This window comes from Rhodospirillum sp. A1_3_36 (assembly GCF_047263945.1).
Taxonomy (GTDB): domain Bacteria; phylum Pseudomonadota; class Alphaproteobacteria; order Rhodospirillales; family Rhodospirillaceae; genus Rhodospirillum.
In genome coordinates this window covers 330,691-356,355 of the sequence record NZ_JBLAVB010000006.1, presented here as the reverse complement: position 1 = coordinate 356,355, position 25,665 = coordinate 330,691, and the positions used below count along the sequence as shown (strand labels likewise).

The following is a 25,665-nucleotide window of genomic DNA, read 5'->3' as shown; positions in this document are numbered from 1 at the left end:
AGGGGCCGTGACTCTTTGCCGGTCTGGGCAGAGCCCAGAAACTGCGAAGCAGGTTTTCCGGATGTTCGAGGAAACGGTATATATAGATTATAGAGTACTCCGCAGGTGGCCCGGACCTATTCCGCTGCCAGTGCCTGCTCCTGGATGCCGTGGGAGCCGTCGGCGATGGCTTCGGCATGGTGGCAGGCGACCCAATGGTCGGTCGCGACATCGCGCCAGAGCGGCTCCTCCCCCCGACATTGGGCATTGGCATAGGGACAACGGGTCTGGAAGCGGCAGCCCGGAGGGGGATCGGCGGGGTTCGGGATCTCGCCGGTCAGGCGCATGGGGGCAAAGGGGATGTCCGGATCGACGGTGGGAATGGCCGAGAGAAGGGCCTTTGTATAGGGATGGCGCGGGGCTTCGAACAGCGCCGCGCTTGGCGCCATCTCCATGAACTTGCCCACATACATGACCGCCACCCGGGTGGCGATCTGGGCGACCACGGATAGGTCGTGGGCGATGAACAAATAGGTGAAGCCGAACTCGTCCTGCAGGTCCATCAACAGGTTGAGGATTTCCGCCTGGATGGAGACGTCCAGCGCTGAAACGCTTTCGTCGCAGACGATGAACCGGGGATTTGCCGCCAGTGCCCGGGCGATGCAGATGCGTTGCCTCTGTCCGCCGGAGAAGGCATGGGGGAAGCGGCGCAGGTGTTCGACATTCATCTTGCAGCGCCGGGCGATCTCTCGCACGCGGTTGTCGATCTCCGCCCGCGTCCCCCAGTTCAGGCATTCCAGGGGTTCGGCGATGATGTCGCGCACGGTCATGCGCGGGTTCAGTGAGGAATAGGGGTCCTGGAAGATGAGTTGCATGTTCCGGCGGAAGGACCGCAGGGCCCCCCGCTTCAGGGAGCGGAGATCCACCGGCCCTTCGTTGGTGTTGAAGACCATGGAGCCATCGGTGGCCGGGATCGCGCGCAGCAGGGCGCGACCGACGGTGGTTTTGCCCGATCCGCTTTCGCCGACCAGCCCCAGGGTCTCCCCCTGGCCGATGGTGAAACCGACGCCGTCCACGGCTTTTACGGCTCCCACAGTTCCGCCGAGAAGGCTGGAGCTGCGGATGGGAAAGTGGACCTTGAGGTTGTTGACCTCGATCAGAGGTTTTGTGTCGCTCATCGTCATCCCGCTCATTGTCTTCTCGCTCATTGTCATCCCGCTCATGGGCTTGTTCCATTCATCCATGGAGGAAACAGGCGACGGACTGACCATTGCCCAGATCGGTGTCACTGGGCATGACATCGGCACATTGGGCCATCCGTTTGGGGCAACGGGTAACAAAGGGGCAGCCTTTGGGCCGCTCCAGTGGGCTGGGAATGTCACCGGGAACGGGGGTCAGGCGCCGGGTCAGGTTGTCCATGCGCGGAATGGCCCGCAACAGCCCCTCCGTATAGGGGTGGTGGGGATGGGCGATGACCTGGCGGGTGGGGCCCCGCTCGACAATCTTGCCCAGGTACATCACCGCCACCTCGTCGGCCACCTGGGCGATCACGCCCATGTCGTGGGTAATGAAAATAATCGACATGCCCAGGTCATCCTGGAGCTCCTTCATCAGCTCCAGGATCTGGGCCTGGATGGTCACGTCCAAGGCCGTGGTGGGCTCGTCGGCGATCAGCAGGGCCGGTTGGGTCGAGAGCGCAACGGCGATCATCGCCCTTTGCCGCATGCCGCCGGACAGTTCATGGGGGAACTGGTTGACCCGCAAACCGGCGTTGGACATGCCCACCCGATGGAGCATCTCCACGGCGATTTCATGGGCATGTTTCTTGGTCATCTTGCCATGGCCAAGAAGGTTTTCCTCGATCTGCTCGCCCACGGTTTCGGTGGCGGCCAAGGGGCTGTTGGCCGATTGTCGGTGCAGGCGCACGGCCTCGACGATCTGATTGCCGATGGTGTAGACCGGTGAGAAGGAGGCCATGGGTTCCTGGAAGATCATGGCGATCGAGCCGCCGCGGATCTTGCGCATCTCCTTGCTGTCGGGGTGCAGTTTGGCGATGTCCACAGGCTCGCTTCGCCCGGCGCACAGCAGCATGCGCGAGGCCGGATCGATCACCGCATTGCGCGGCAGAAGCTTCATCAGCGCCCGGGTGCTGACGCTTTTGCCCGAGCCGCTTTCTCCGACGATGCCCAGGGTCTTGCCCCGTTTGGCGGAAAAGCTCACCCCGTCCACCGGGGTGATCAATCCTTCGTCGGTGCGGAAGGAAATCCGCAGGTTCTCCACCGAGATCACGGTCTCGCTGTCTTGACCCGTGGCGAGGGGGGGCGTGGTCATGGTCATGCTGTCCATCTCTCGGCCTCCTACTTGTTGACCGAATAGGGATCGGCGGCGTCGCGCAGACCATCGCCCAGCAGGGTGAAGGCGAGCACGGCAAGGACCACGAACCCAGCGGGAATGAAGAACCAGGGCGCCTGTTCAATGGCCCGGATGTTCTGGGCATCCTGAAGCATGATGCCCCAACTGACCGAAGGTGGGCGCAGACCCAGGCCGATGAAGGACAGGGCCGTTTCGGACAGGATCATGTAGGGGAAGCTGATCACCAGATCGACGATGATATAACTGGTGAAACTGGGCAGCAGGTGCTTGCCGATGATCCGCGCCGGACGGGCGCCGGAGAGTTCGGCGGCCAGCACGTAGTCCTCGCCCCGTTGGGCGAGCAGGTGGGAGCGGACCCGTCGGGCCAGGGTGGGCCAGCCGACCAGACCAAAAATCATGGTCATGGCGAAATAGACCTGGATGTTCGACCACTCCCGGGGGAAGGCGGCGGCGAGTCCCATATAAAGGGGGATGACTGGCACGACCCGGACAATCTCCGTTACCCGCTGGACGCCATAGTCGACCCAACCCGCGAAATACCCGGCGATACCGCCGATGAACAGGGCCAGGACGAAAGCGGTCATCACGCCCAGGACACCGATGGACAGCGAGGTGCCCGTGGCGAAGAGAGTCCGGGAAAAGACATCCCGTCCCAGTTCATCGGTGCCGAAGAGGTGGATCGTTCCCCCTTCGATCCCGAACAGGTGGATGTTCGATGGGAACAGGCCGAACAGCTTGTACGCGTCACCCGGGACGAAGAAATTTAAGTAATCACGCTTCTCTGGATCGATGGTGGCGATCTTGCGCAGGGTTACCGGGTCGCGTTTGGTGGTTGTCCCATGGACGAAGGGGCGTAAGGAGAACCCGTTGTGATCCCAGAGTTGGGGGATCTGTGGCGGGCCCATGATGTAGGTCCGGTCCCGGGTGGTGGTGGAATAGGGGGCGACGAAATCGGCGAACAGTCCGGCGAAGGCCATCACCAGCAGGACAATGGCTCCGGCCATGGCGGTGCGGTGGCGTTTGAACCGCCACCAGACCAGTTGCCATTGACTGGCGGTGTAATACCTCAACGCCTTGGCGTCGTTCTCGGGCAGGGGGCCATCAACGGTGGGAGTCGCAGTATCGGTCATGGGATCAACCTCCCTCCAGCTTGATGCGTGGGTCGAGCAGGGCGAGCAGCACGTCGGACAGGAAATTCATGAAGACAATGAAGAAGGTGAGCATCATCAGAATGGCTCCGGCCACGTACATGTCCAGGTCCAGGTAACTCTGAATCAAAAGCTCTCCCAGTTCGGGAAGGCTGAGGACAAGGGCGACGATGGGCAGTTCGGAAAAAATGCGGTTGACGTCGAACCCAATGGTGCTGACCACCGGGTTGATGGCCAGCCGGGCCGGATATTTCAGCAGCAGCTTCCATTCCGGCAGACCGCGCGCCCGGGCCGCCGTGACCGACAGCTTGTTCAATTCATCAAGCATGGTGGCGCGCACGGTCTGCAATTGCAGGGCGGTAGCCGACCAGGCCAGGACCAGGGCGGGCACGATCAGATGCAGCACCATGTCGCCCACCTTGGCGAGCGACCAGGGTGCGTCCACATAGTCCGGTGAGAACAAGCCGCCCACCGACGAGCCGAACACGGTCACACTGACATACAGCAGGATCAGGGCAAGCAGGAAGTTGGGCAGGGCCAACCCCAGGTAACTCATGATCGTCAGGCCATAGTCCACCGCGCTGTGTCGTCGCACGGCGGCATAGATGGCAATGGGAATAGAGATCACATAGGTCAGGATCAGCGTCGCATAGAGGAGCGAGAGCGTCAGAAACAGGCGTTCGCCAATCACCCGATTGACGGAGGTTTCGAAGGCGAAGGACTGACCGAAGTCGAAGTCGGTCAGGATCCCGCCGACCCAGGAGAGGTAGCGCTCCGGAGCGGGACGGTCGAGACCGAAGTCCACCCGGATATTCTGGATATCACTCTGGGTGACATTGACGCCGGTACCCGAATATTTGCGGAAGGCATACCGGTCGGCGTAGTCGCCGGGCGGCAGCTCCATGATGGTGAAAACCATGATGGACACAAAGAACAGCGTGACCAACATGCCGAACAGCCGTTGGATGATGAATCGCGACATCGCCCCATGTCCCCCCGGGGTTGTGATCTCTTCCTGTAAATGGACCGCATTCCGGCATGAACAAGGGAGCGGCCCGTTCGGCATTTCGGCGCGCCCGAGTGGGGACGCGCCGAAGGATAGCCCCTGGGCTTACTTCTTGATGAACCACTGGTTGGCGCGGTAGGGGTAGGACCAGTAGTAGTCATAGGACTTCGCGGTGTATTCCTTGAAGTTCCCCAGGTCGTTCCGGTGGACCACCGGGTTGGTGACTTCACCGACGGTGCCGATTTTCCACAGGTTCTTGACGTGGATGTCGACGATCTCAGCGCCGAGCTTGTCGGATTCCGGCGTGTTCAGCGGGTATTGCAGGAATTTCTCCGACAGAGTGTAGAGCGCTTTTACGTCATCGGGGGGCTCGATGCCCTCCTTCCCGCCGGAGGTCTTCCAGGCGGCCCATTCGAAGCCGGTGCCCGGGTTGAAGTAGTCCCCGAACATGGGCACGAAGGAGGTCACGTCCTGGCTGATGGTCGGGGCGGCGATGTTGTCGCCCTTCCAGGCGGTCAGGTCCAGGTCGTTGTTGTTCGCGCCGGCCCGGTACTCGTCGGAGGTCACTTCCTTCAGGTCGACCCGCAGACCCACGTCGGCCCAGTAGTCGCGCACCAGTTCATGCATGCGCACCGGGGCGCCCTGGCTGGCATAGACGAGGCGGACAATCAGGGGCTTGCCGTCGAAGCGCTCGCGCACGCCGTCGCCGTCGCTGTCCTTCAGGCCCATTTCGTCCAGCTTGGCCTTGGCCGCTTCCGGATCGTACTTGATCATGTAGTTCAGCATGTCATCGGTGACGAAGCCCACAGTGGAGGGCTCGGCGGGAACGTACTGCATGGGCTTGCCCTGGCCGAGCTGGACCACGTCGTTGATCTCGTCGCGGTTGATGGCCAGGGACATGGCTTCGCGGAAGCGCACGTCGTTGAAGATCTTGCGCAGTTCCGGGTCTTTGTGGGTGGTGTTGAAGGCGTAGAAAACGTTCTCGCCCAGCGCCGGGGTCAGGAAGATCTTGTATCCCCCCTTGTCCTCGTTTTCCTTCAGCAAGGGGTATTCTTCGATGAAGACAGCCTGGGCTTTATAGGTGACTTCCCCATTGGTGATCTTGAGGTTCTGGACTTCCTTGTCCTTGACGTATTGCTCGTCGATCTCGTTGATATAGGGCAGTTGGTTGCCAGCGGTGTCCACGATGTGGAAGTAGGGGTTGGCGACCAGCTTGCGGCCGGTGGAGGTGTCGGCGATGACGATGTGGGACTCCAGCGTCGGGGTCACCATCTTGGCGTCACCGGACAGCAGCGGGGTGGGAACGTCTTTCCAGTCGGATCCGGAATAGAAGACCTTCAGGGCCTCGACGGCGTTTTCCTTGCCCATCTCCTTGGCCAGCTTATCGGCGTCCGGGTTGTACTTGGTCATGTACTTGGACAGGAAATGCTTGGGCTGGAAGGGCTGGCCAAAATCAACGGCGAAGCGGTTGACGATGCCCGGCGTGGGAACGGGGAAGGTCATCTTCACTTGGGTGGGGGTGACGGCTTCCACGGTCATGGGCTTACCCGCGAACAGCCAGCGATCCGGAGTCTCGGGGTAGACGTCCTTGTTCAGGATCAGGTCATTGTACCAGAAGACCACGTCCTCGGCGGTGAAGGGCTCGCCGTCGGACCATTTGTGCCCCTCCCGCAGGTTCATGGTCAGTTCGGTGTAGTCGTCGTTCCAGGACCAGGACTTGGCGACGTTGGGGACGATGGTCTTCAGGTCGTCGGCATAGCGCACGAAGTTCACATGGCGGACGGACAGCAGGTCCGAGGTGCCCGATTCGGTGGCTTTGGACAGGCCCGTGAAGACGCCGCCATAGGTGCCGATCTCGTCATAGGGGATAAGGACCAAGGGATCCTTGGGCAGGCGGTCGGCCAGCGCGGGCAGGGCCGGGTTGCCGGTGATCTTGCCATTCATTTCCGCAGCGGCGGGGTTTTCCTGGAAGGTCAGCTCGCAGGACCCGGCTTTCTGGAACTCGGTCAGTTCGAACTGGTAGGGGACCGGGGCGCTCAGGCCCTGCATGTCGGCAACGGTAACCGCAGGGCAGTCCGCAGCCTGGGCGGCTCCTGGGGCGGAGGTCGCGGCCATCAGGCCTGCAAGTGCGGTGGCGGCCATCAGCCCCCGGCGCATGGAAACGGTCTTCATGGAAACGCGAGACATTAGGAAATCTCCCCGGCTTTGCAATTGCATGTGAATGGTCGGAACCGACCCCAAGCTGGAGCCAAACCCGAATTGGAAATGCGATCTTGCCGTCGGCGCGTGCGACCGTCCCGGCGTCCCCAAGGGACCCCCTGCTTCGCGGCGCGCCCAATAGCACCATGATGACAATCGTTTGTTCCGGGAGAGAAGCCAAAAGACAGTTCTGGGATGATTTATTTATGGTAATGTGGCGCCTTATAACTTTCGATTATAAGGTGGGAGTGTCGGAATTATGACCGGAGAGGCATCAACGGAGGGTTTGTCCGGGCCACGGATCCGGGCTTTCAATGCTGTCGTGCGGCAGCGCTCTTTCTCGCGGGCTGCGCAAGTTCTGGGGATCAGCCAGCCGGCCGTCACGGCGCAGATCCGCAAATTGGAATCGGCCTTCGGGGTGGTCCTGTTTGAGCGAACCGCAGCGGGGGCGGAGACGACGGATTTGGGGCTCCGGCTCTTTGCCCTGACCCAGCAGATCGACGACGTGGAAGCCGCCGCCCAGGCCCTGCTGGAGGCCGGAGCCATGGCGCCGCGGGAGTTGCGCATCGCCACGCCCTCGCCGCAGATCTGCATGCCGCTGGTGGCGGGGTTCATCGAGAGCTTTCCCACCGTGCGGGTCAGTGTCGTTCTGGGCAGCACGGGGGAGGCGCGGACCCGCCTTCTGGAGCGTCAGGTGGACGTGGGGTTGCTCCACCTGGACACACCGGACGAGCGCCTGTCGAGCCAACCCTTCCGGCGCCAGCGGTTGATGGCTTTGCTTCCGGCGGCCCATCCCCTGGCGAATGACGCGGCGGTCTCCATGGCCAATCTGGTGAAGAAGCCGATGGTTCTCCGCTCCGGCCCGTCGCTGACCCAGGCCATGGCAGACCGGGCGCTGGCCAAGGCGGAGCTTGCGGTGACGCCGGCCCTTTGGCTGGAGACCCGCGAAGGCGCCCATGAGGCGGTGGCCAATGGGATCGGGGCGGGCTTCGTCCTGGATAACGACACGATCCCGGACCCACGGGTGAAGCCGGTCCCGCTGATCGACGCCGACGAGGAAATCTGGGAGTCCATCGTCTGGCTCCGCGCCCGGCAGAACCAACCGGCAATCCGCGCCTTTGTCCGGCTGGCGGCGCGGATGACCCATGGGGTGGAGGTGTGACAGGCTGCGGAGACGGTCCTTTATACCCTGTCTCCTTCAAAAACCGAAAAACGCGGGGCCTTGCCCCGCCCCCCACCGGGGCCTGAGGCCCCGGACCCCCATTCATTGGGGCTCGGTTCAAAGGGGGAGAGATATCAGAGACCGCGTGAGTAAGCGGAAGGGGGTTCAACTAACCAGTTTGGTGAGGCGTGGTGGAATGATGGGGACGTGTTTCAGTCCGCGTGAGCAAGCGGAAGGTCTTTCAACCACCACCACGCCGACCTTGGCCGACATGCAGGTTTCAGTCCGCGTGAGCAAGCGGAAGGGCTATCAACCAGGACTACCCCACGTCCTACTATTGTGTCATGTTTCAGTCCGCGTGAGCAAGCGGAAGGGCTATCAACGCCCCCATGCAGGCCCTCGCCAGCAGCCCGCCGGGTTTCAGTCCGCGTGAGCAAGCGGAAGGGCTATCAACGCGGCAATTTCTCCATCGAGTACATCCTGCCGCCGTTTCAGTCCGCGTGAGCAAGCGGAAGGGCTATCAACGAGCGTATCGGTCGCGCGTTCGAGCAGTTGGGGTTTCAGTCCGCGTGAGCAAGCGGAAGGGCTATCAACCTCAGAACAGGGCGACCGCGAACAAGAAGAAAGTTTCAGTCCGCGTGAGCAAGCGGAAGGGCTATCAACCTACCCCTCTAGAAGGCCTTATGCAAGGCTTGGTTTTTGGGGCAGTTTCCACCGATAGCGTCGAATTTTCGAGACTGCGTCTCATAATTCGCTCCATTTTCCACTTCTCCATCAAAATTCCACATGAAAATCAGATGGTTCCCGCCGTTCCACTGATGCTGCGCCTGATTTTCGTGTTTTAGGGTCGGAGCGGGGGGCTTCGACCCACGGCGGCCGTCGCCAGAGCCGTCACTCGGGATCCCCGTTCTCGCGCTGAGGGATGCACGTTTCTCGAGTTCACTGTGGCGCGGGCATAACGTTTTGTTTTTACGCGTCATTCCCGCGTACGCGGGAATCCAGGGTGGGAAGAACCAGCGGCGGCGATTGACGCATCCTGACGCGCTAAGCGCCAATACCAGAGAAATCAACCCTGGATGCCCGTTTTCACGAACATGACGAAATAAAAATGATCAGTCCTAAATAAAAGATATGTGCATGCCTTAGCGCGTGCTCGGGAATGACGGGGAGGGTGTTTGATGTCAGACGCTTTGGTCATTCACAGAAGGCGGGGCCGTAGGTCAAAAGGATGGCCCACCGAAGGGCCATTTCAGTCCGCGTGAGCAAGCGGAAGGGCTTTCAACGCCTCGACATCCTGACGGGACAGGAAGGGAACGTTTCAGTCCGCGTGAGCAAGCGGAAGGGCTTTCAACAGTGGATATACAGGCAGCATTTACGCGCTAAGTTTCAGTCCGCGTGAGCAAGCGGAAGGGCTTTCAACCCACCCCTTCCGTTCTTCCCTGTCTTGGGGTCGGGTTTCAGTCCGCGTGAGCAAGCGGAAGGGCTTTCAACCCTACCCCTCTGGAAGGCCTTCTGCAAGGTTTGGTTTTTGGGCCAGTTTCCACGGATAGCGTCGAATTTTCGAGACTGCGTCTCATAATTCGCTCCATTTTCCACTTCTTCATCAAAATTCCACATGAAAATCAGATGGTTCCCGCCGTTCCACTGATGCTGCGCCTGATTTTCGTGTTTTAGGGTCGGAGCGGGGGGCTTCGACCCACGGCGACCGTCGCCAGAGCCGTCACTCGGGATCCCCGTTCCCGCGCTGAGGGATGCACGTTTATCGAGTTCACTGTGGCGCGGGCATAACGTTTTTTTTTACGCGTCATTCCCGCGTACGCGGGAATCCAGGGTGGGAAGAACCAACGGCGGCGATTGACGCATCCTGACGCGCTAAGCGCCAATACCAGAGAAATCAACCCTGGATGCCCGTTTTCACGGGCATGACGAAATAAAAATGATCAGTCCTAAATAAAAGATATGTGCATGCCATAGCGCGTGCGCAGGAATGACGGGGAGGGTGTTTGATATCAGACGCTTTGGTCATTGAAGGCGGGGCCGTAGGTCAAAAGTATGGCCCACCGAAGGGCCATTTCAGTCCGCGTGAGCAAGCGGAAGGGCTTTCAACAGGTCGTCACTGTGGTGAAGACGGCCAACTGTTTCAGTCCGCGTGAGCAAGCGGAAGGGCTTTCAACCCGTTGAACAGATTGGGAACGGCATCAGCAATCTGAGTTTCAGTCCGCGTGAGCAAGCGGAAGGGCTTTCAACCTACCCCTCTGGAAGGCCTTCTGCAAGGTTTGGTTTTTGGGCCAGTTTCCACGGATAGCGTCGAATTTTCGAGACTGCGTCTCATAATTCGCTCCATTTTCCACTTCTCCATCAAAATTCCACATGAAAATCAGATGGTTCCCGCCGTTCCACTGATGCTGCGCCTGATTTTCGTGTTTTAGGGTCGGAGCGGGGGGCTTCGACCCACGGCGACCGTCGCCAGAGCCGTCACTCGGGATCCCCGTTCTCGCGCTAAGGGATGCACGTTTCTCGAGTTCGCTGTGGCGCGGGCATAACGTTTTGTTTTTACTCGTCATTCCCGCGTACGCGGGAATCCAGGGTGGGAAGAACCAGCGGCGGCGATTGACGCATCCAGACGCGCAAAGCGCCAATACCAGAGAAATCAACCCTGGATGCCCGTTTTCACGGGCATGACGAAATAAAAATGATCAATCCTAAATAAAAGATATGTGCATCCCTTAGCGCGTTCGCGGGAATGACGGGGAGGGTGTTTGATGTCAGACGCTTTGGTCATTCACAGAAGGCGGGGCCGTAGGCCAAAAGGATGGCCCACCGAAGGGCCATTTCAGTCCGCGTGAGCAAGCGGAAGGGCTTTCAACAGAACAAGCATATTCAAAGCTAAGTTAGTCTGGTTTCAGTCCGCGTGAGCAAGCGGAAGGGCTTTCAACCCTACCCCTCTGGAAGGCCTTATGCAAGGCTTGGTTTTTGGCCCATTTTCCACGGATAGCGCCCTCATTTTCGAGACTGCGTCTCATAATCTGTCCCGTTTTTCCCTTTTATCCAAAATTCCCTATGAAAATCAAATGGGTCCCACCATTCCACTGATGCTGCGCCTTCCACCATGCCGCGCGGGGTCCGGGGGGACCGCGTCCCCCCGGTGGGGGTCTGGGGATCAAATCCCCAGCTTGTCCCTCAATCCGTAATACCACGCCCCAAGGGCGGACAGGGGCACGCTCAAGGTCCGACCTCCGGGGAAGGGCAGGCAGGGCAAGGCGGCCCAGGCGTCGAAGCGCTCCATCTGGCCGGACAGGCCCTCGGCGAGGAGGCGGCCCAGAAGCTGGGTGGTGGTGACGCCGTGGCCGCTGTCGCCATGGCTGAACCACACCGTCGGGGACAGGCGGCCGATATGGGGCACGCGGGTCAGGGTCAGGGCGAAGTCGCCGCTCCAGGCGAAGTCGATCTGTGCGCTCTTCAGCCCGGGAAAGGTCTTGAGCATCTTGGGCCGGACCGAGGCGGTGATGTCGGAGAGCTCCCGCGCCCCATAGACGATCCCCGCCCCATAGAGCAGCCGGTTGTCCGCCGTCCGCCGGTAGTAGTCGAGGACGTAATTGCAGTCCTCCACGCAGTAATTGGCGGGCAGAAGGTCATCGAGCAAGGCAGCGTCCAGGGGCTCGGTGGTCAGCACCTGGGAGGAGGTGGGCATGAATTCCCGCTCCACCTTGGGGACCACGCCGTGGAGGTAGGCATTGCCGCAGATCAGCACGCTTTCTGCGGTCACGGATCCCTGGGCCGTGCGGACCACGGGTTTGGCGCCGCTCTCGTCGATGGACAGGACCGGGGAGGCTTCGTGGATCACCCCGCCCAAGCCTTCGAAGGCGGCGGCGGAGCCGAGACAGTAGTTGAGCGGGTGCATATGGCCGCCCACATGGTCGATCATGCCACCCACATAGCGGTCGGTCTTGACCACTTGGGGCAGGCGGGCGGCGTCGACCATCTCCAGGCCGTCCAGGCCATTGGCCTCCCAGGTGCGTTTGAAGTCCTCCAGGCCGCGCATCTGTTTGGCGGTGAAGGCGGCGTGGAAGCCACCATCCACCAGATCGCAATGAAGGCCGTATTTGGCCACCCGCTCGCGGATGATGGCCGCGCCCTCCTGGGCCATGGAGGCGAGGGTGCGTTCGGCGTCCTTGCCGTAACGCTCCCGGATGGTGTCCAGGTCGCGGGAGTAGCCGTTGACCAGTTGACCGCCGTTGCGGCCCGAGGCGCCCCAGCCGACCCGGTTGGCTTCCAGGACGGTGACCGGGAAGCCCTTTTCGGCCAGATGCAGGGCGGCGGACAGGCCGGTGAAGCCCGCGCCGATGACGCAGACGCCGGTGGTGACCGCTCCGCGCAGGGCGGGGCGGTCGGGCGAGGCATGGGCCGATGCCGCGTAGTAGGACGGCGCGTGGGGCTGGCCGACGTTGGGCTGGGAGGCGGGGGGCTGGGAGGCGTGGGGATGGGAAGTGGGGGCAGGCATGGGGCTTACACTGTCCTCAGGTAGGCGTCGTATTCCACGTCGGTGACGCGCAGACGGTATTCGTTCAGTTCCTGGTATTTGGTGTCGGCGTAAATACGCTGGAATCCCTCGCCCAGGTAATTGGCGATGAAGGGGGAGCCGACGAACCGCTCAAGGGTGCGTTCCCAGATCACCGTCAGGCGGGCGCTTTCGTCCGTGGGGTCTCCCGGGGCCACGGCGGCGGGGGGCTCCTCGGCGTCGACGATGCCCTTGTGGGCGGCGGCGAGCAATCCGGCGATGGCCAGATAGGGATTCACGTCGGCGCCGGGCACCCGGTGTTCAATGCGGCTGGCGTTGGGGCTGCTGGTGATGACCCGGACCGCCGCATTGCGGTTGTCATACCCCCAGCAGGCGACGGTGGGCGAGTGCTCCGACAGCCACAGACGGCGGTAGGAATTCTGGTGGGGTGCGAACAGCAACATGGCGTCGGGCATGTATTTCAACAAGCCGCCCACGGCGTGACGGGTGATCTCGTTGGCTTCGTTGAGGGGGCTGGCGAAGACGTTGTTGCCCTCCAGGTCCAACAGGCTGAAATGGACGTGCATGCCGTTGCCTTCGCGGTCGCCATAGGGCTTGGCCATGAAGGTGGCGTCCAGGTTGTGGCGGGCGGCCACGCCCTTGACGATGCGTTTGAGCATCACCGCGTGGTCGGCGGCATCCAGGGCGTCGGAGACATGCTTGAGGTTGATTTCGTACTGACCCGGGCCGTTTTCCCGCAGGGTCGAATCCGCCGGGATCTCCATGAGTTGGCAGGCCTGGGAAATCTCGGCCAGCAGGGCCTCGTTGGCGTGCAGCTCGGCGATGGACAGCACCTGGGTCTGCCAGCCCTGCCAGCGGCCCGTGCTGGAATTGGGCGGGCGCACCGGGTCAAGCGGCGTGCGGTGCCGGTCGATCAGGTAGAACTCCAGCTCCGTTGCCACGACCGGGGTCAGTCCCATGTTGTGGAAGCGGTCCTGCACCCGGGCCAACACCTGACGGGGGTCGGCATAGAAGGGGCCGCCGTCATCGTCCAGCATGGTCATCATGACCTGGGCCATGGGTCGGTCAAACCAGGGCAGGGGGCAGAGGGTTCCGTCGATGGGCATGCACAGGCCATCGGGATCACCGGTGCCGTGGGCCAGACCGGCCTTGTCCACGTCCCGGCCCCAGATGTCGAGCACCAGAGCCGATCGCGGCAGGGCCATCCCCCCGCAAAGGACTTCCTCGGCCCGGTCCCGGGGGATCCATTTGCCCCGGGCGACGCCATTCACGTCAACGACGAAGGCTTCGAGGATTTCGGTATTTGGAAAGCGATGGAAGTAGGCAGCGACCTGTGAGGGGGTCAGTCCAATGGGCAACATTTTACACCCTGTGCGACTCGGATCCCAGTGCGATCCGCCGGGCTATCATGCCTTTAATCCATTCATTTGGCGAGACGGAGTTTGGGGTCTTTTGTGACCGGACCCTGTCCGGGCGTCGGATCGCTGTCGACGACGACCCGGTTTCGCCCTCTGCCCTTGGCGGCGTAGAGGGCCCGATCGGCGCGGGTGAAGAGATCCTGCGCCACCGTTTGGCCCGGGGAGACCGGACGGACAAAGGCCAGTCCGATGGAGATGGTCAGGCTGGTTGGAACCGGCTCTCCGGCCAGATCGGTCAGCAGCAGGGTCATGTCTTCGACGGCCCGGCGCAACAGGTCGGCCTTGCGCCGGGCCTCCCATTCGGTTCCGGGCAGGTAGAGCGCGAATTCCTCTCCCCCCAGGCGGGCCACCTGGTCGTCGGTGGCCAGGCTCGCGCGGAGGAGGCGCCCCATGGACCGCAGAACTTCATCGCCCGCGCCATGTCCCAGGGTATCGTTCACATGTTTGAAATGGTCGAGGTCGAGCATCATCAAGGCTCCCCGATCCGGCCGGAGCTGGAGGGCCTGTTCCAGGGTATCGCGGAAGGCACGCCGGTTGGGCAGGCCGGTCAACGGGTCCGTCAGAGCGGCCTCATTCAATGCCTGTTCCCGGGCCTTTCGGTCGCTGGCCACCAACACCAATCCGGCGAGTCGCTGGGGGGCGTCCCTGGCGCTGGAGGTTTGGTGATTGGAGGTTTGGGCGGTGACGTCGGTGATCAGCTCCAACCAGATCTCCTCGCCGTTGAGCTTGCGGGCTTTGACATCCATGCGGAAGCCCGTGGAGCGCCCTTCCAGGCAGGCACGGACGGCGGCCATGACTTGGGGCTGGTTATCGGCAAAAAGGTGTCGGACCAAGCGTCGGGCGTTCATTTGGGCATAGGGGGGCGGGTAGCCCAGCATGGTGAACAGGGTATCCGAACACCAAAGGCGACGGGTGGCCAAGTCCAGTTCCCAAAGCCCGCCCCCCTGCGAGCGCTCCAACACGGCGAATTGTCGGGACAGGGCGTTCTGGCGTTCCCGGTGGATGGATCCGGCGATGAGCCCGGCGACGGTTTGAAGGTAGGCGATGTCGTCCCCGGACCAGTTCACCGCCCGTTCGCAATCGTCCAGCCCCAGGGTTCCCCACCAGTCGCCGCCCACCATAATGGGGACCGTCGCCATGGCCAGGATCCCCTGAGAGTTCATATCGTCCCTGAGGTCGCCAAGGGGCAAGTCCTGGGTTCGGAATGCCACGGGTTTGCCTTGGATCCGTTTGGCGACCATCTCCTGGTATTCGGGACAGTCGAAGGTGCTGCGAAACAGGCGAAACCGGTTTCGCTGGAGCTGCGCCCACCGTGGCGTGGCGGCATGCTCGAAAATGTGATCCTGGATCAGGTGGTCATCGGCGCGGTGAATGAGCTGGAAGATCCAAACCCGGCTGACCCCCGTTGCCTCGCCAACGGAGGCCAGGGCGCAGCGCATGGCTTCGGACCAGTCCTCCCCTGTGTCGAGCAACCGAGCGCAGTCTGAAAGGCTGGCCAGTAATGGGTTCTTGGTCACATCCGTCTTCCCTGTCGGATTTCGCAAGCCTGCGGACCGCGTTTCGGGTGGGCCGAAAACGCGCAAGGGTGGCTAAGGCTTCTCCCGCCACTCCAGTAGTGTAGGAAGATTGTCTTACGATTCTGTTAGCCTGGCGATCGTCCCATACCCGCTGTCACCCTGTAGGAGAGGGGACGTGGATCACGTGCCAAACAGGTCCCCTTGGCCGGCTTCCGGCTCGTCTGGCATGCCAGGGGCGGTTTCCCATCCCAGGGCGGGAAGGGCGATGACGCGCTTGCCATAGGCGTCCTCTCGCATGGCGATGGCGCCCTGACCCTCCAGGTAGTCGAGCAATCCCCGGCCCCGGCGGGGTGAGCGTGAGCCCCGGGCCCGGGCGATGGCCAAATCGGAGGGGCAGGGCGAGCCATCGCGGGCAGCCCGCGCGATCAGCAGATAGATGGCGCGCAGATCCTCCGGCAGGGCTTCCGCCGCGTCCTGGGCGGCGATCCATTCGGGATCCTCGGCGGTCTCACTGTCGACCCCGGCCCGGGCAACGGACAGGCGCCGTCGGAAGGCCCCCAGATCAAGCAGCCGTCCATTGACCCCCTGGGACCGGCAGCGCACCAGGAAATCCTGGTATAGGACCGCTTCGTTGCGGAAGGCGGCGTCGGGGTCCTTGAGGATCTCGCGCAGGATGTCATCCAGTCGGGCCATGGGCGTTTCCACAGCGGCGGCTTGGGAGAAGAGCGTTGGGGAAGCGGTGTTGTCCGGGGGGGGAGCCCCCATGGTTGTCCCTGTTGTGGTCCCCGTTGAGGGGGCGCTCCTTGTCCCCTCAGCCGGGGAGAGGCCGGCAGGCGTGGCCAAGTTCACCCGCTCGAGGATTTCTCTGGTGCTCGATCGGGGTGTCGGGCGTTCGGAGGGCCGGGGCATGGGGAAGGCGTCGATTTGCATGATTAAATCGCGGGCATGCTCGGGCGGGGTTTCGGGCAGGGGCAACAGGGCCGGTCCGCCTCCCCGTCCCCCGGTTGTCACCTCGCCGATCTTCAGGGGCAGGGGACGGCGGGCCAGGGCCGGACCCAGGGCGATGAAATGGCCCCGGTTCAGGTCGCGGAACATTTCCGCCTGGCGCCGCTCCATGCCCAGCAGGTCTGCGGCCCGGACCATGTCGATATCGAGGAAGGTGCGACCCATGAGGAAGTTGGAGGCCTCTGCGGCCACGTTCTTGGCCAGTTTGGCCAGTCGCTGGGTGGCAATGATGCCCGCCAAACCGCGTTTCCGCCCCCGACACATCAAGTTGGTCATGGCCCCGAGGGAGGTTTTGCGGGCCTCATCGGACACTTCTCCGGCCACGGCTGGGGCGAACATCTGGGCTTCATCGACGACCACCAGCATGGGGTACCAGTAGTCCCGCTCCATGTCGAACAGCCCCCCCAGGAAAGCGGCGGCCCGTCGCATTTGCAGTTCGGTTTCCAGGTTTTCCAGATTGAGGATCACCGAAACCCGGTGTTCCCGTACCCGCGCGGCGATCTGCTGCAGGGCGTTGTCCGTATGGGCGGAGGCATCAACGACCACATGGCCATATTCTTCGGCCAGGGTGACGAAGTCCCCCTCGGGATCAATCACGGCCTGTTGGACCCAGGGGGCGGATTGCTCCATCAGGCGGCGGAGCAGGTGGGACTTGCCCGATCCCGAATTGCCCTGCACCAGCAAGCGGGTTGCCAGCAGCTCCTCCAGGTCCATCAGGGCGGCCTCGCCGGTTCGGGTTTTTCCCATATCGATGCCGATGGTCATGGGGGGCTGTGGGTCCTTGTTTTGGGTCTGGGTTTTGGGTCTGGGTTTTGGGTCTGGGGACGAGGGCAGTGCGAAGATGCGACTCTCGCCATGCGGCGCCCGCTGTCAAGTCCTGGAATGAGGGGCAGGGCAGGTATGCTCCCCTTCCGTTTCGTGATGGGAGTGGCGTATGCTCGCGTGGTTAAACGAGAAATCAACCTGTTCACGCGTCCGGAGGATCCCCGAAATGCGCGCCAATACCGTTCGTCTTGCCTGGGAAGAGGGCCGTCAGGTCGTCTCTGCCTGGATCGGCATTCCCGATCCCCTGCTCGCCGAGCTTTTCGCGGCGCAACCGGTCGACGCCGTGATCATCGACTTGCAGCATGGCATGAACGGAATCGAAAGCGTGCTCGCCATGCTCCAGGGCATCACCGCCCAGAATGGCCCCACGCCCTTTGTCCGCCTGTCTTGGAATGACCCTTCGGATACGATGAAGGCATTGGATGGGGGCGCCCTGGGCGTCATCTGCCCCATGATCGATACCGCCGAGCAGGCGGCAACCTTCGCTGCCAATTGCCGCTATTTCCCCCGGGGACGTCGCAGCGTCGGCCCGGCCCGGGCGAGCCTCGCCCATGGGGCCGATTACATGGAAAAGGCCGATGACGAGATCCTGGCGCTTGCCATGATCGAGACTCTGGAGGGGTTGGCGAATGTCGATGCCATCGCCAATACCCCGGAATTGGATGGCCTGTTCATGGGGCCGGGGGATTTGGCCCGGGTGGTCACGGGCCAGTTTGCCGTGGACCTGGAGAACCCCGAGTACCGCGCTGCCGTCACGCGGATTCTAGAGGCCGGACATCGGGCGGGCAAGAAGGTGGGGACTTATGCGTCCGACACTGCCTTCGGCATGGCCATGCTTGAAATGGGCTTCGATTTGGTCACCCTGGGGGCCGATAGCCTGATCCTGGGGCGGGCGATCAATCGGGAGTTGGCAGAATTGCGGGGGGCGCACAGGCTGAAAACTTGACCCCTGGGGTCGATTACTCCCTTGCCATAGGGGGTGGCGCGCCTAAATCTTATGGACCAGGTTTGGTGCGGCCCAGGGTACGCGACAGGGAGTGTTTTCCCGTCACGGGGCTTTGCCCCGTCCCCCACTGGGGCCGAAAGGCCCCGGACCCCAGGCCCAAAAAACACGAGATACTGTCGTGTACCCTGGAAGCGGCCCTCTCGACCGCGTGAAGATTATTTGGCTGGAACCGAGGAGTCTCCCATGCAGGGACCCACGCAAGAGGATTATGAGCGTCTGTTCGCTCTTTACGGGGATGCCGTCGACACGGCGTACCGGGACATGCCGGAGGGAGAATCCGGACATTTCGATCTGCTGTTCGAGCAATTGATGACTCTGCTGGCGCGCGGCTCGGCCTTCAATGCCACCATCCACAGGGATTTCACCTCGGCGGCAGAGCTGTACAAGATTGGCGATCCGCTGACCTTGAAACGGTTGACCGATCCGGACAACCGCCTTTTCATTCTCAGCGACTTCAAGGACTATCTGTTTCTGACCCGCAAGCTGCGTCGCGCCGGATAGGCGGGCCTTTTCTGCTCTTGGCCCGCCAGGTCCTGTCCCCTTCTCAAAGGGCGGGGCTGTGCTGGGTGCTGGGCACGGACTCAGCAATGGCGGTCAGGTGTTTGTCCCGCCAACTTTCCGAAAGCCCGGCTCCGGCCAAATCAACCACTGCACGCAGCGCTGCCAGCACGTCGGACTGCGAGCCTGGTTGACCCTGGGGAACCTGGGCGTGCAGGGCCAGGGCGTCCAGGGAGAGGCGTTCCGCCTCCAACTCCACGGTTTTGATGCGGGAGCGCAATTCGGCGGCGGCCTTGTCCAGGTCCCGATGGGGCGGCTGGCTGCTTTTCATGGTGCGGCGCACGGTGCGCAAGGGGCGGATCACGGATTCCCGCCAGGGAGAGATCCGTTGGTTGATGTCCTCCAACAGCTCTTGGTCCACCTTGGCGCCCCGGCGGGAGGCGGCCCAGGCGGCGAACAGCAACAGGGGAACGTCGACCCCTGCCTCGTCCTGGAGGGCAAGGCAGGCGGTTTCCACGCCGGATCGGGCGTGGAGGGCGACGGCGAACCGCCAAAGGTCTTCGGCATCGGCGCTCATCTTAACCACTCCCGGACGTCCTCCGTTGGTTTGGGGCGTCTCGTTAAAAGGTTTCTCCATTGGTCACTTCGACCGCGTCGAAGACGAAGCCAAGGTACCGGTCCACATCCTCTCGCGTACAGTCCTCGGGTAAATCGGGCAACTCCATGTCGATTCCTTCGTCCTCCAACAATTGGCGGGCACGGGCGAAATGAAAGGTCCGGTATTCAGGAACCGTTTGAAATTGGGCGTTAAAGGCGTCCACTTCCTCTCGCCGGGCATCGAACAGGGCGCGCCGCTCATTTGCGGTCAAGGCGCCGGGTTTGGCCGTCAGTTCCAGGCGGGTCGCCTTGGCTCGCTCCAATCGCTCGAACCAATCGGGGTCATATCCCTCCATGGGACGGACACCGGGAGCATGGGGGGCTTTGTCGTGAGCCATAAGGGGAGGGATGGAGGTGGAGGTCATGGGTCGTTTGGTTCCTGTCTCTCTCGCGATGACGTGAACCGGACGCATCCGCGTCGGCTCGACTGGCGGGGGAGAGGAGGATTATGGACGTTCAGGACATCAGAGGCAATTATTTCGGTTGGGAAACGCGGCAGGTCCTTGGGGGCCGCGTTTCCTCTCGGTCTGTTTGGGTGCACAGCCTTACGGTCGCACGAGGCGGTGGCCTCTAGATCAAACCGCCTTAAATCGGAATCGATTTAAGGCGGATAATTTGATCTAAAATCATAGAGTTAGAGCATCGAGTGGACCGGAAAACCGGTTGTCCGCTCCGCGTTCCCTTTGGCTCCCACTTTTCCGCTCGATGCTCTAAAACCGAACGGTGGCTTTCAGGTAGAAGCTTCGACCCGGCTCGTTCACTTGGATGTCGTTTGGCTCGAAGGTGGCAGCCTTATTCAGATGGTTGGAATAGGTCGCGTCCAGCAGGTTGGTCGCGCCAAAGCTGATTTCCACGGGGTCGAATTCCGTGATGGTTCCATGAAGGTCCAGGGTGACCCAGCCCGGCGTTTTCCGGACGTCCTGACCCGTCCCAGTCAGGCTGTTGGTATCCACCCGGTTTTGGGTGAGGGCCCCCCGCACCTTGCCTCCCAGGGTCCAACCGCCACCGTCGTAGGTCGCGCCCAGGCCCATGGTCAGGGGAGGGATCTGGTCTAGGGGACGGTTCGTTTTTAGGTCCTGGCCGAAGGTCCAGGCCAAGTCTGCACTCACCAGCCAGTCATCGAAAACGCGATGGTTCACCCCGGCCTCGATCCCGGTGAGCAGCGCGGTGGTGTTGTGATAGATCAGGGCACCGTCGCTTCGCAGAACCCCGTATTCGCCCCTGGCGTGGTCCGCCAAGATGTAGTCATCGACCAAGTTGACGTAACTGGCGATGAAGGCGTTATCCCCCCGTGCGTTTTTCCAAGAGGCGCCGATATCGACCTGGTGGTGCTTTTCCGGGTGGATGTCCGGATTGCCGACCCGGGCCGTCGACCCAAAGCCCGAGGCGATACCCCGTTCTGTGGCATCGGCGGTGCGCACGGACCGGGACAGGCCCGCGTTGAGGGTAATTCCGTTGGAAAGGTCATGCTCTAACCGGGCGAGGCCACCAAGGTTCAGTTCGACGCGATCCCCATAGGTTTCCCCATAGTAGGCGGAATAGAGGGAGTTGGCCGTTCTCCGAGCCCCAGCAATCGCAGCGCCGGGCAGGCTGTCGGCTGCCCCCGCAGTGGTGTAGACGAAATCCATGCGCGCACCGGTGATCAGCCGGGTATTCTCGGTTACCGGGATGGTGGTCTCGCCAAACAGTCCGAGTTCGGTGATGGAAATATCTGGCCAGGAATAGGTTCTGATGAGCGGTGAAGGCGCCATCATTCCCATGTAACTTTGGGCCGAGCGCTTGTTGGTTCGGCCGTCCACGCCCACCTCGGTAGAGGCACCAAACAGATCGAGGCTCGCCGAAAGCTTGCCGCCAAAGGTTCTGGAGTGGGCGTCTGTCTTCATATACATGCCGGTGACGTCGCGGAGACTGTAGTTGTCCATCAGATGATCGACATCGTTTCCGTAGAAATTCCCTTCCACCAGCTTGAGGGTCGCGTCGTCGACCACATATTTGGCCCGGACCCGACCCGAGAAAGTGTCGGTCTTGGGGCTATCCATCATGCCGTTGAACAAAGCATCCCGAATGGCGGATTTGGAAATGTTGGCCTCCAGAAAGGACCCATCGTTCGCAACGCGGCCCAGGGTCAGGCCACCGCCCACCTGTTTGAAGGCGGACCGGACGTCTCTCCCGTCTCCGTCCTCGTAGTTTTCTGCCCTGGTCCAGCTTCCTTCTCCGCTGGCGAAATAGCCCTCATGGACAGCATTGGCGGTGAAGCCCGTGGAACTGCCCAATCCATTGGACTCAAAGCCAGCCCAGGCCGATCCGGAAAAGGGACGGTCCATGGGGGGAAGCCGCTTCTCCAGCAGAATGGTTCCACCGCTTGCCCCAGGGCCGTTGGTGACCGTTTGATAGCCTCGGATGACGGTGATCTGGTCGTAGTCACCAGGGCGCGCCAGGGTCGTGGGAGGATCCATGCGGCCGGGACAGGCGCCAAAGATCTGAGACCCATTGTCTATAACCGTAAGTTGGTTTTGTTGTTGGCCTCGGATCACGGGTTCGAAACCATGGCCTCCCGCCCGGGAGGCGGTGACGCCGGGGAGGTTTCGGAGCAAATCACCGGTTTCCAAAATCGGGCCGGTGTCCGGGTCGTTCGCTCCGATGCTGGAGGTGCTCGACGAGGGGGTGGACGTCTCGTCCAGCGCCTGCGATTGGCCATAAACCGTGATCGCCAGGGGAGAGGGGGGGGGCGCGTCTTCCGCCGCGAGAGCGGGAAGGGCGAAGAAGGGAAGGGGGGCGCACAGCAGGATGCGCGCCAAAGTGGCATGCCTTGGCATGAGTGGTATCCTTTTCCTTTGATGTTGATTCAGCGTCCGTCGGATGCCGAATGGCGTCAGGAAAAGGAGAGGGGTGGGTCCCTGGCCCTGGGAATGATGGGGCGCCGCGACAGCGGCCGGACGACGAGGGGCGTGTCCCATCGTTCGAGCTTGAGGGCGATGACAGGCAGGGCGACGCTTTCCGGGGCCAAGCAGCCATGGCTTGCGTTGGTGCTGGGAAAGCAGAAGAAGCACTGATAGCCGGAGGAGTCTTTGGAGGGGGTCGACTCATCCGATCCGTCCTGGGTGCCGCCGGAGTTTGCCGCCAAGCAAAGGGAAGACAGAATGGCGCGCACAACGGGATCCCGCGTGCTTTCAACCTGAACCCCGGCGAACGTGGGCATAAGAATACCCAGCCAAGCGATGACCAGCATCGCTTGGGCGCGCCAAGCGCCTTTTCGCCCGCCCTTTAGTCTCAACCGGAATCCCCCCACTCAGAAAGGGCATGTTAGCAAGGGAAGCCGGAAGGTATCTAGGGTTTTTAATCGCATTGGGTGATTTGTGCACATTGTGCGCTTGATTTTTGCGAGAATAGGGCAATGTTGCGAGAGTCTGTTTTGTCCTTTTTTCGGGTCATTCCGCCATGTCCTTCCCCTTGTCGCGCGCTTTCTCGGGCCTTCTGGCCGGACGTGTCCTTTTGATCGGCAGCCTGGCTCTTTTGCTCTGGCTGTTCTGGAGCAGCCCCGATGGCACCCGGGTGGCTGCGGGCGTGGCGATTTTCCTGTTTGGCATGCGGTTCATGGAGGACGGCTTCCGGTCTTTCACCGGTGGCGCGCTGGAGCACCTTTTGGGCCGCTGTACGGGCTCAATCTGGATGTCTTTGTTGTTTGGCGTGGTCGTGACGGCTCTGGTGCAGTCCAGCTCTCTGGTGTCGGTGCTGACCATTTCCTTCATGAGCGCCGGTCTTCTCTCCCTGCGCGGGGGGATCGGGATCATTTTCGGTGCCAACCTGGGGACGACAACGGGCGCCTGGTTGGTGGCTGGGCTGGGCTTCAAGGTCGATCTGGCGGTCTATGCCCTGCCCATGTTGGTTTTGGGCGCGGTCCTGAGCTTCCAGAAGGGCAAGGCAGGGCGGGGGGCCGGACTGGCGCTGGCGGGGTTGGGGTTCCTGTTCATGGGGATCCAGGAGATGAAGGACGGCTTCGATGCCTTCCGCGATACCATCGATCTCGCCGCCTTTGCCATGCCTGGAATTCGGGGATTGCTGGTCTATGCTCTTTTAGGGACCATTGCGACGGTCATCATGCAGTCCAGTCATGCCACGTTGATCCTGATCCTGACCGCGCTGTCCGCCGGTCAAATCACCTATGAAAACGCGTTGGCTTTGGCTATTGGAGCCAACCTGGGTACGACCATCACGGCTGTGATCGGGGCGTTGGGGGCCAATGCTGCGGGACGCAGATTGGCCGCAGCCCATGTGGTGTTCAATGGGGTCACGGGCTTGGTCGCCCTCTTGGCTCTGCCGGGCTTCGAATGGGCGGTGGAAGAGGTGGCGTTGGCGGTTGGGTTGGCTCCGGACGACATGACCATGCGATTGGCGATCTTCCACAGTCTCTTTAACTTGGTGGGCGTGATCGTGATGCTGCCCCTGGTTGGGCGGCTGGAGCAGGTTCTCTATCGGCTGCTACCCGATCACATGGCCAAGGTTACCCAGCCCAAATACCTGTCCGAGACGGCCCTCGCTTTTCCCGAGGCCGCGCTGGAGGCTGCCCGCAAGGAAGTGTTCCGCCTGTTTGAGCACACCCGGGACGTGGCCTGTATTACCTTGGGACTGGATCTCCGGGTGGTGGACGGGGAGGGGGATCTGCGCGCTCGTATGGGGGCCCTTCGTCCTGACCCGACCCTTGACGTGGAGATGCTCTACGATACGCGGATCAAGCCCCTCCATGCTGCCATCGTCGAGTTCATCGCCCGGGCCGGATCTTTTCAGGCGTCGGAAACCCGCCCGCTGATGGGGTTGTACCGGGCGTCCAACCGCATGGCCCAGGCGGTCAAGGATATGAAACACCTGCATAAGAATGCGTCGCGGATGGCCCAGGGGGGCAATGAGCGGGCGCGAGAGGAATATGTGAAGCTCCGCTGTGTTGTGGCGGAGATGCTGCGGGCCACGGATGTCTTGCTGCATGAGGACGCGGAGTCGCGGGATCCCTTGGCGTTGGATCTGGTGAAGGTGGATATGGAGCGTGCTGACCCCATGGCCGATGGCCACATGGACCGCCTGATTCGTGCGGGTGCCATGCCTGGTACGGTGGCGACATCATTGGTCAATGATTTTGGCTATGCCCGTCGGATAGTATGGAACCTCGCCGATGCCGCCCTGTCCATGGTCGGCGTGAACAAAGAGGGCGATGCCAATGTGGCCGACAGCCTCGCCCTGACCGAGGGCGAGGTGATGGCCCTGGGCCACGGCACACCGCCTGCCGGCGGGAAGGGGAAGACATGAGCACCAACAAACTGATCGCCCTGGCGCGACGTTTGATCGAGGACATCCAGAAGGAGGGCAAGGGCAAGACCCGCAAGGCCTTGAAGGACACGGCAAAAAAACTGCGCAAACGGTCGCGGAAATTCCGGGAAAAGCGCGATGCCGCCAAGGATGAGGCCGAGCGCCTGAAATTCGAGGAAAAGTTACTCGTGACCAAGCTCCACAGGGAAAAGGCCATTCAGGCTTTGAAGGATCTGGAGGCGGCCCCGAAGGCGGACCAGGATAAGGACTAATGGTCTTGGGAGGCTTTGGAGAATTGGCCCTGGCCCTGGTCGTGTTTCTGGGGTCCCACGCGGTTGCGGGATTGCCCGGTGCCCGCAGTCGGCTCGTGAGCGCATTGGGGGAGCGGGTCTATCTGGTCGCCTATTCTCTGCTGTCCCTGGGGCTGGTGGGCTGGGTGATCTCCGCCGCCCTGCGTGCGCCCTATCTGGAGCTTTGGCCGCCCCAATCCTGGGTGGCTTACCTGCTGGTCGGCGGGATGCCGATCGTGTCCATCCTCTGGACCGCTTCTCTGATAGAAGCCAATCCCTTCAGTCTGAGTTTTAACCGCCGGGCCTTTGATCCGCAGCGCCCGGGATTGGCGGGATTGGTGCGCCATCCCCTGTTCGCGGGCATGGCGCTTTGGGCGGCGGGCCATGTCTTGGCCAATGGAGATTTGGCGGGGCTGTTGGTGTTTGGTCCCATGTTGGTTCTGTCTTTGCTGGGACCCCGGATCGCCCGACGCAAGGCCGCTCGACGCCATGGGGCGGAGCGCTTGGCCCAATGGGAGCGCGCCATGGCGACGGTGCCCCTGTCCCAAAAGCTGCCGACAGGGCGGACGGTGCTGTATGGGCTGTTGCTGTATTTCGCCCTTCTAAGGCTCCATGGGCCGTTGTTCGGCATTGATCCGGCGGCGTTAGTGGGGTGAGCGTTTGGCTCGGTAAACGACAGTCGGCTTTCCCGTCACGGGGCTTTGCCCCGTCCCCTACTGGGGCCGAAAGGCCCCAGACCCCGGGCATTAATTTGTAAAAGAAAAA

The 25,665-nt window shown here is 62.0% G+C and carries 19 protein-coding genes and 1 CRISPR repeat array; of the genes, 6 read left to right on the top strand and 13 right to left on the bottom strand.

Going from position 1 to position 25,665, the window contains the following annotated elements; translation table 11 throughout:
- Window positions 1-116: 116 nt before the first annotated feature.
- The 5 genes from ACLIRY_RS15375 to ACLIRY_RS15355 all read right to left on the bottom strand — a co-directional run bounded on the left by ACLIRY_RS15375 (window position 117) and on the right by ACLIRY_RS15355 (window position 6,693).
- The gene (locus ACLIRY_RS15375) at window positions 117-1,187 is read right to left on the bottom strand and encodes an ABC transporter ATP-binding protein (protein WP_413206296.1); all 1,071 of its coding nucleotides are present in this window, start codon (window positions 1,185-1,187) and stop codon (window positions 117-119) included.
- 28 nt (window positions 1,188-1,215) lie between these two features.
- Complete coding sequence (locus ACLIRY_RS15370) at window positions 1,216-2,325, bottom strand: ABC transporter ATP-binding protein (RefSeq protein ID WP_413206295.1); 1,110 nt, start codon at window positions 2,323-2,325, stop codon at window positions 1,216-1,218.
- A gap of 11 nt (window positions 2,326-2,336) precedes the next feature.
- Window positions 2,337-3,482 carry an ABC transporter permease gene (locus ACLIRY_RS15365; protein WP_413206294.1) on the bottom strand — a complete coding sequence of 382 codons (1,146 nt, stop codon included), beginning with the start codon at window positions 3,480-3,482 and terminating at the stop codon, window positions 2,337-2,339.
- 4 nt (window positions 3,483-3,486) lie between these two features.
- Entirely contained in the window at window positions 3,487-4,482 is a 996-nt protein-coding gene (locus tag ACLIRY_RS15360) for an ABC transporter permease (RefSeq protein WP_413206293.1), read from the bottom strand.
- A 129-nt stretch (window positions 4,483-4,611) separates the two neighbouring features.
- The gene (locus ACLIRY_RS15355; protein ID WP_413206292.1) at window positions 4,612-6,693 is read right to left on the bottom strand and encodes an ABC transporter substrate-binding protein; all 2,082 of its coding nucleotides are present in this window, start codon (window positions 6,691-6,693) and stop codon (window positions 4,612-4,614) included.
- 271 nt (window positions 6,694-6,964) lie between these two features.
- Here ACLIRY_RS15355 and ACLIRY_RS15350 point away from each other — a divergent pair, with 271 nt between their 5' ends.
- Window positions 6,965-7,867, top strand: a complete 903-nt coding sequence (locus tag ACLIRY_RS15350) for a LysR family transcriptional regulator (protein ID WP_413206291.1) — start codon at window positions 6,965-6,967, stop codon at window positions 7,865-7,867.
- Between the two features lie 134 nt (window positions 7,868-8,001).
- Window positions 8,002-8,530: a CRISPR direct-repeat array (repeat unit 36 nt).
- Window positions 8,531-11,027: 2,497 nt separating this feature from the next.
- Here the strand turns inward: ACLIRY_RS15350 and ACLIRY_RS15345 are convergent.
- From ACLIRY_RS15345 to ACLIRY_RS15330, 4 genes are all read right to left on the bottom strand, one after another.
- Window positions 11,028-12,368 (bottom strand): NAD(P)/FAD-dependent oxidoreductase, encoded by a 1,341-nt coding sequence (locus ACLIRY_RS15345; protein WP_413206290.1) that lies wholly within the window; start codon window positions 12,366-12,368, stop codon window positions 11,028-11,030.
- A gap of 5 nt (window positions 12,369-12,373) precedes the next feature.
- Window positions 12,374-13,747 (bottom strand): glutamine synthetase family protein, encoded by a 1,374-nt coding sequence (locus tag ACLIRY_RS15340; RefSeq protein WP_413206289.1) that lies wholly within the window; start codon window positions 13,745-13,747, stop codon window positions 12,374-12,376.
- 62 nt (window positions 13,748-13,809) lie between these two features.
- Complete coding sequence (locus ACLIRY_RS15335; RefSeq protein ID WP_413206288.1) at window positions 13,810-15,321, bottom strand: diguanylate cyclase domain-containing protein; 1,512 nt, start codon at window positions 15,319-15,321, stop codon at window positions 13,810-13,812.
- 180 nt (window positions 15,322-15,501) lie between these two features.
- A complete protein-coding gene (locus ACLIRY_RS15330; protein WP_413206287.1) occupies window positions 15,502-17,091 on the bottom strand; it encodes a helicase HerA domain-containing protein in 1,590 nt (529 codons plus the stop codon).
- A gap of 226 nt (window positions 17,092-17,317) precedes the next feature.
- Between ACLIRY_RS15330 and ACLIRY_RS15325 the strand changes: the two genes are divergently transcribed.
- Together ACLIRY_RS15325 and ACLIRY_RS15320 are read left to right on the top strand one after the other, a co-directional pair.
- Complete coding sequence (locus tag ACLIRY_RS15325) at window positions 17,318-18,097, top strand: HpcH/HpaI aldolase family protein (protein ID WP_413206286.1); 780 nt, start codon at window positions 17,318-17,320, stop codon at window positions 18,095-18,097.
- 243 nt (window positions 18,098-18,340) lie between these two features.
- The gene (locus ACLIRY_RS15320) at window positions 18,341-18,658 is read left to right on the top strand and encodes a hypothetical protein (protein WP_413206285.1); all 318 of its coding nucleotides are present in this window, start codon (window positions 18,341-18,343) and stop codon (window positions 18,656-18,658) included.
- 43 nt (window positions 18,659-18,701) lie between these two features.
- Here ACLIRY_RS15320 and ACLIRY_RS15315 read toward each other — a convergent pair whose 3' ends face one another.
- From ACLIRY_RS15315 to ACLIRY_RS15300, 4 genes are all read right to left on the bottom strand, one after another.
- Window positions 18,702-19,232, bottom strand: coding sequence for a TIGR02444 family protein (locus ACLIRY_RS15315; protein WP_413206284.1), 531 nt, complete (start codon window positions 19,230-19,232; stop codon window positions 18,702-18,704).
- Window positions 19,233-19,275: 43 nt separating this feature from the next.
- On the bottom strand, window positions 19,276-19,677 hold the full coding sequence (locus tag ACLIRY_RS15310; RefSeq protein ID WP_413206283.1) for a hypothetical protein: 402 nt from the start codon (window positions 19,675-19,677) through the stop codon (window positions 19,276-19,278).
- Between the two features lie 345 nt (window positions 19,678-20,022).
- Window positions 20,023-22,128 (bottom strand): TonB-dependent receptor domain-containing protein, encoded by a 2,106-nt coding sequence (locus ACLIRY_RS15305; protein ID WP_413206282.1) that lies wholly within the window; start codon window positions 22,126-22,128, stop codon window positions 20,023-20,025.
- A gap of 56 nt (window positions 22,129-22,184) precedes the next feature.
- Complete coding sequence (locus ACLIRY_RS15300) at window positions 22,185-22,586, bottom strand: hypothetical protein (protein WP_413206281.1); 402 nt, start codon at window positions 22,584-22,586, stop codon at window positions 22,185-22,187.
- Between the two features lie 164 nt (window positions 22,587-22,750).
- On the opposite strand from ACLIRY_RS15300, the gene ACLIRY_RS15295 reads away from it, so the two are divergent.
- The 3 genes from ACLIRY_RS15295 to ACLIRY_RS15285 are packed head-to-tail and all read left to right on the top strand — an operon-like array spanning window position 22,751 to window position 25,556.
- Entirely contained in the window at window positions 22,751-24,610 is a 1,860-nt protein-coding gene (locus tag ACLIRY_RS15295) for a Na/Pi cotransporter family protein (protein WP_413206280.1), read from the top strand.
- A complete protein-coding gene (locus tag ACLIRY_RS15290) occupies window positions 24,607-24,882 on the top strand; it encodes a hypothetical protein (RefSeq protein ID WP_413206279.1) in 276 nt (91 codons plus the stop codon). Before ACLIRY_RS15295 ends, ACLIRY_RS15290 begins: the two co-directional genes overlap by 4 nt.
- Window positions 24,882-25,556 carry an NnrU family protein gene (locus ACLIRY_RS15285; RefSeq protein ID WP_413206278.1) on the top strand — a complete coding sequence of 225 codons (675 nt, stop codon included), beginning with the start codon at window positions 24,882-24,884 and terminating at the stop codon, window positions 25,554-25,556. Before ACLIRY_RS15290 ends, ACLIRY_RS15285 begins: the two co-directional genes overlap by 1 nt.
- The last annotated feature ends 109 nt before the right edge of the window (window positions 25,557-25,665 follow it).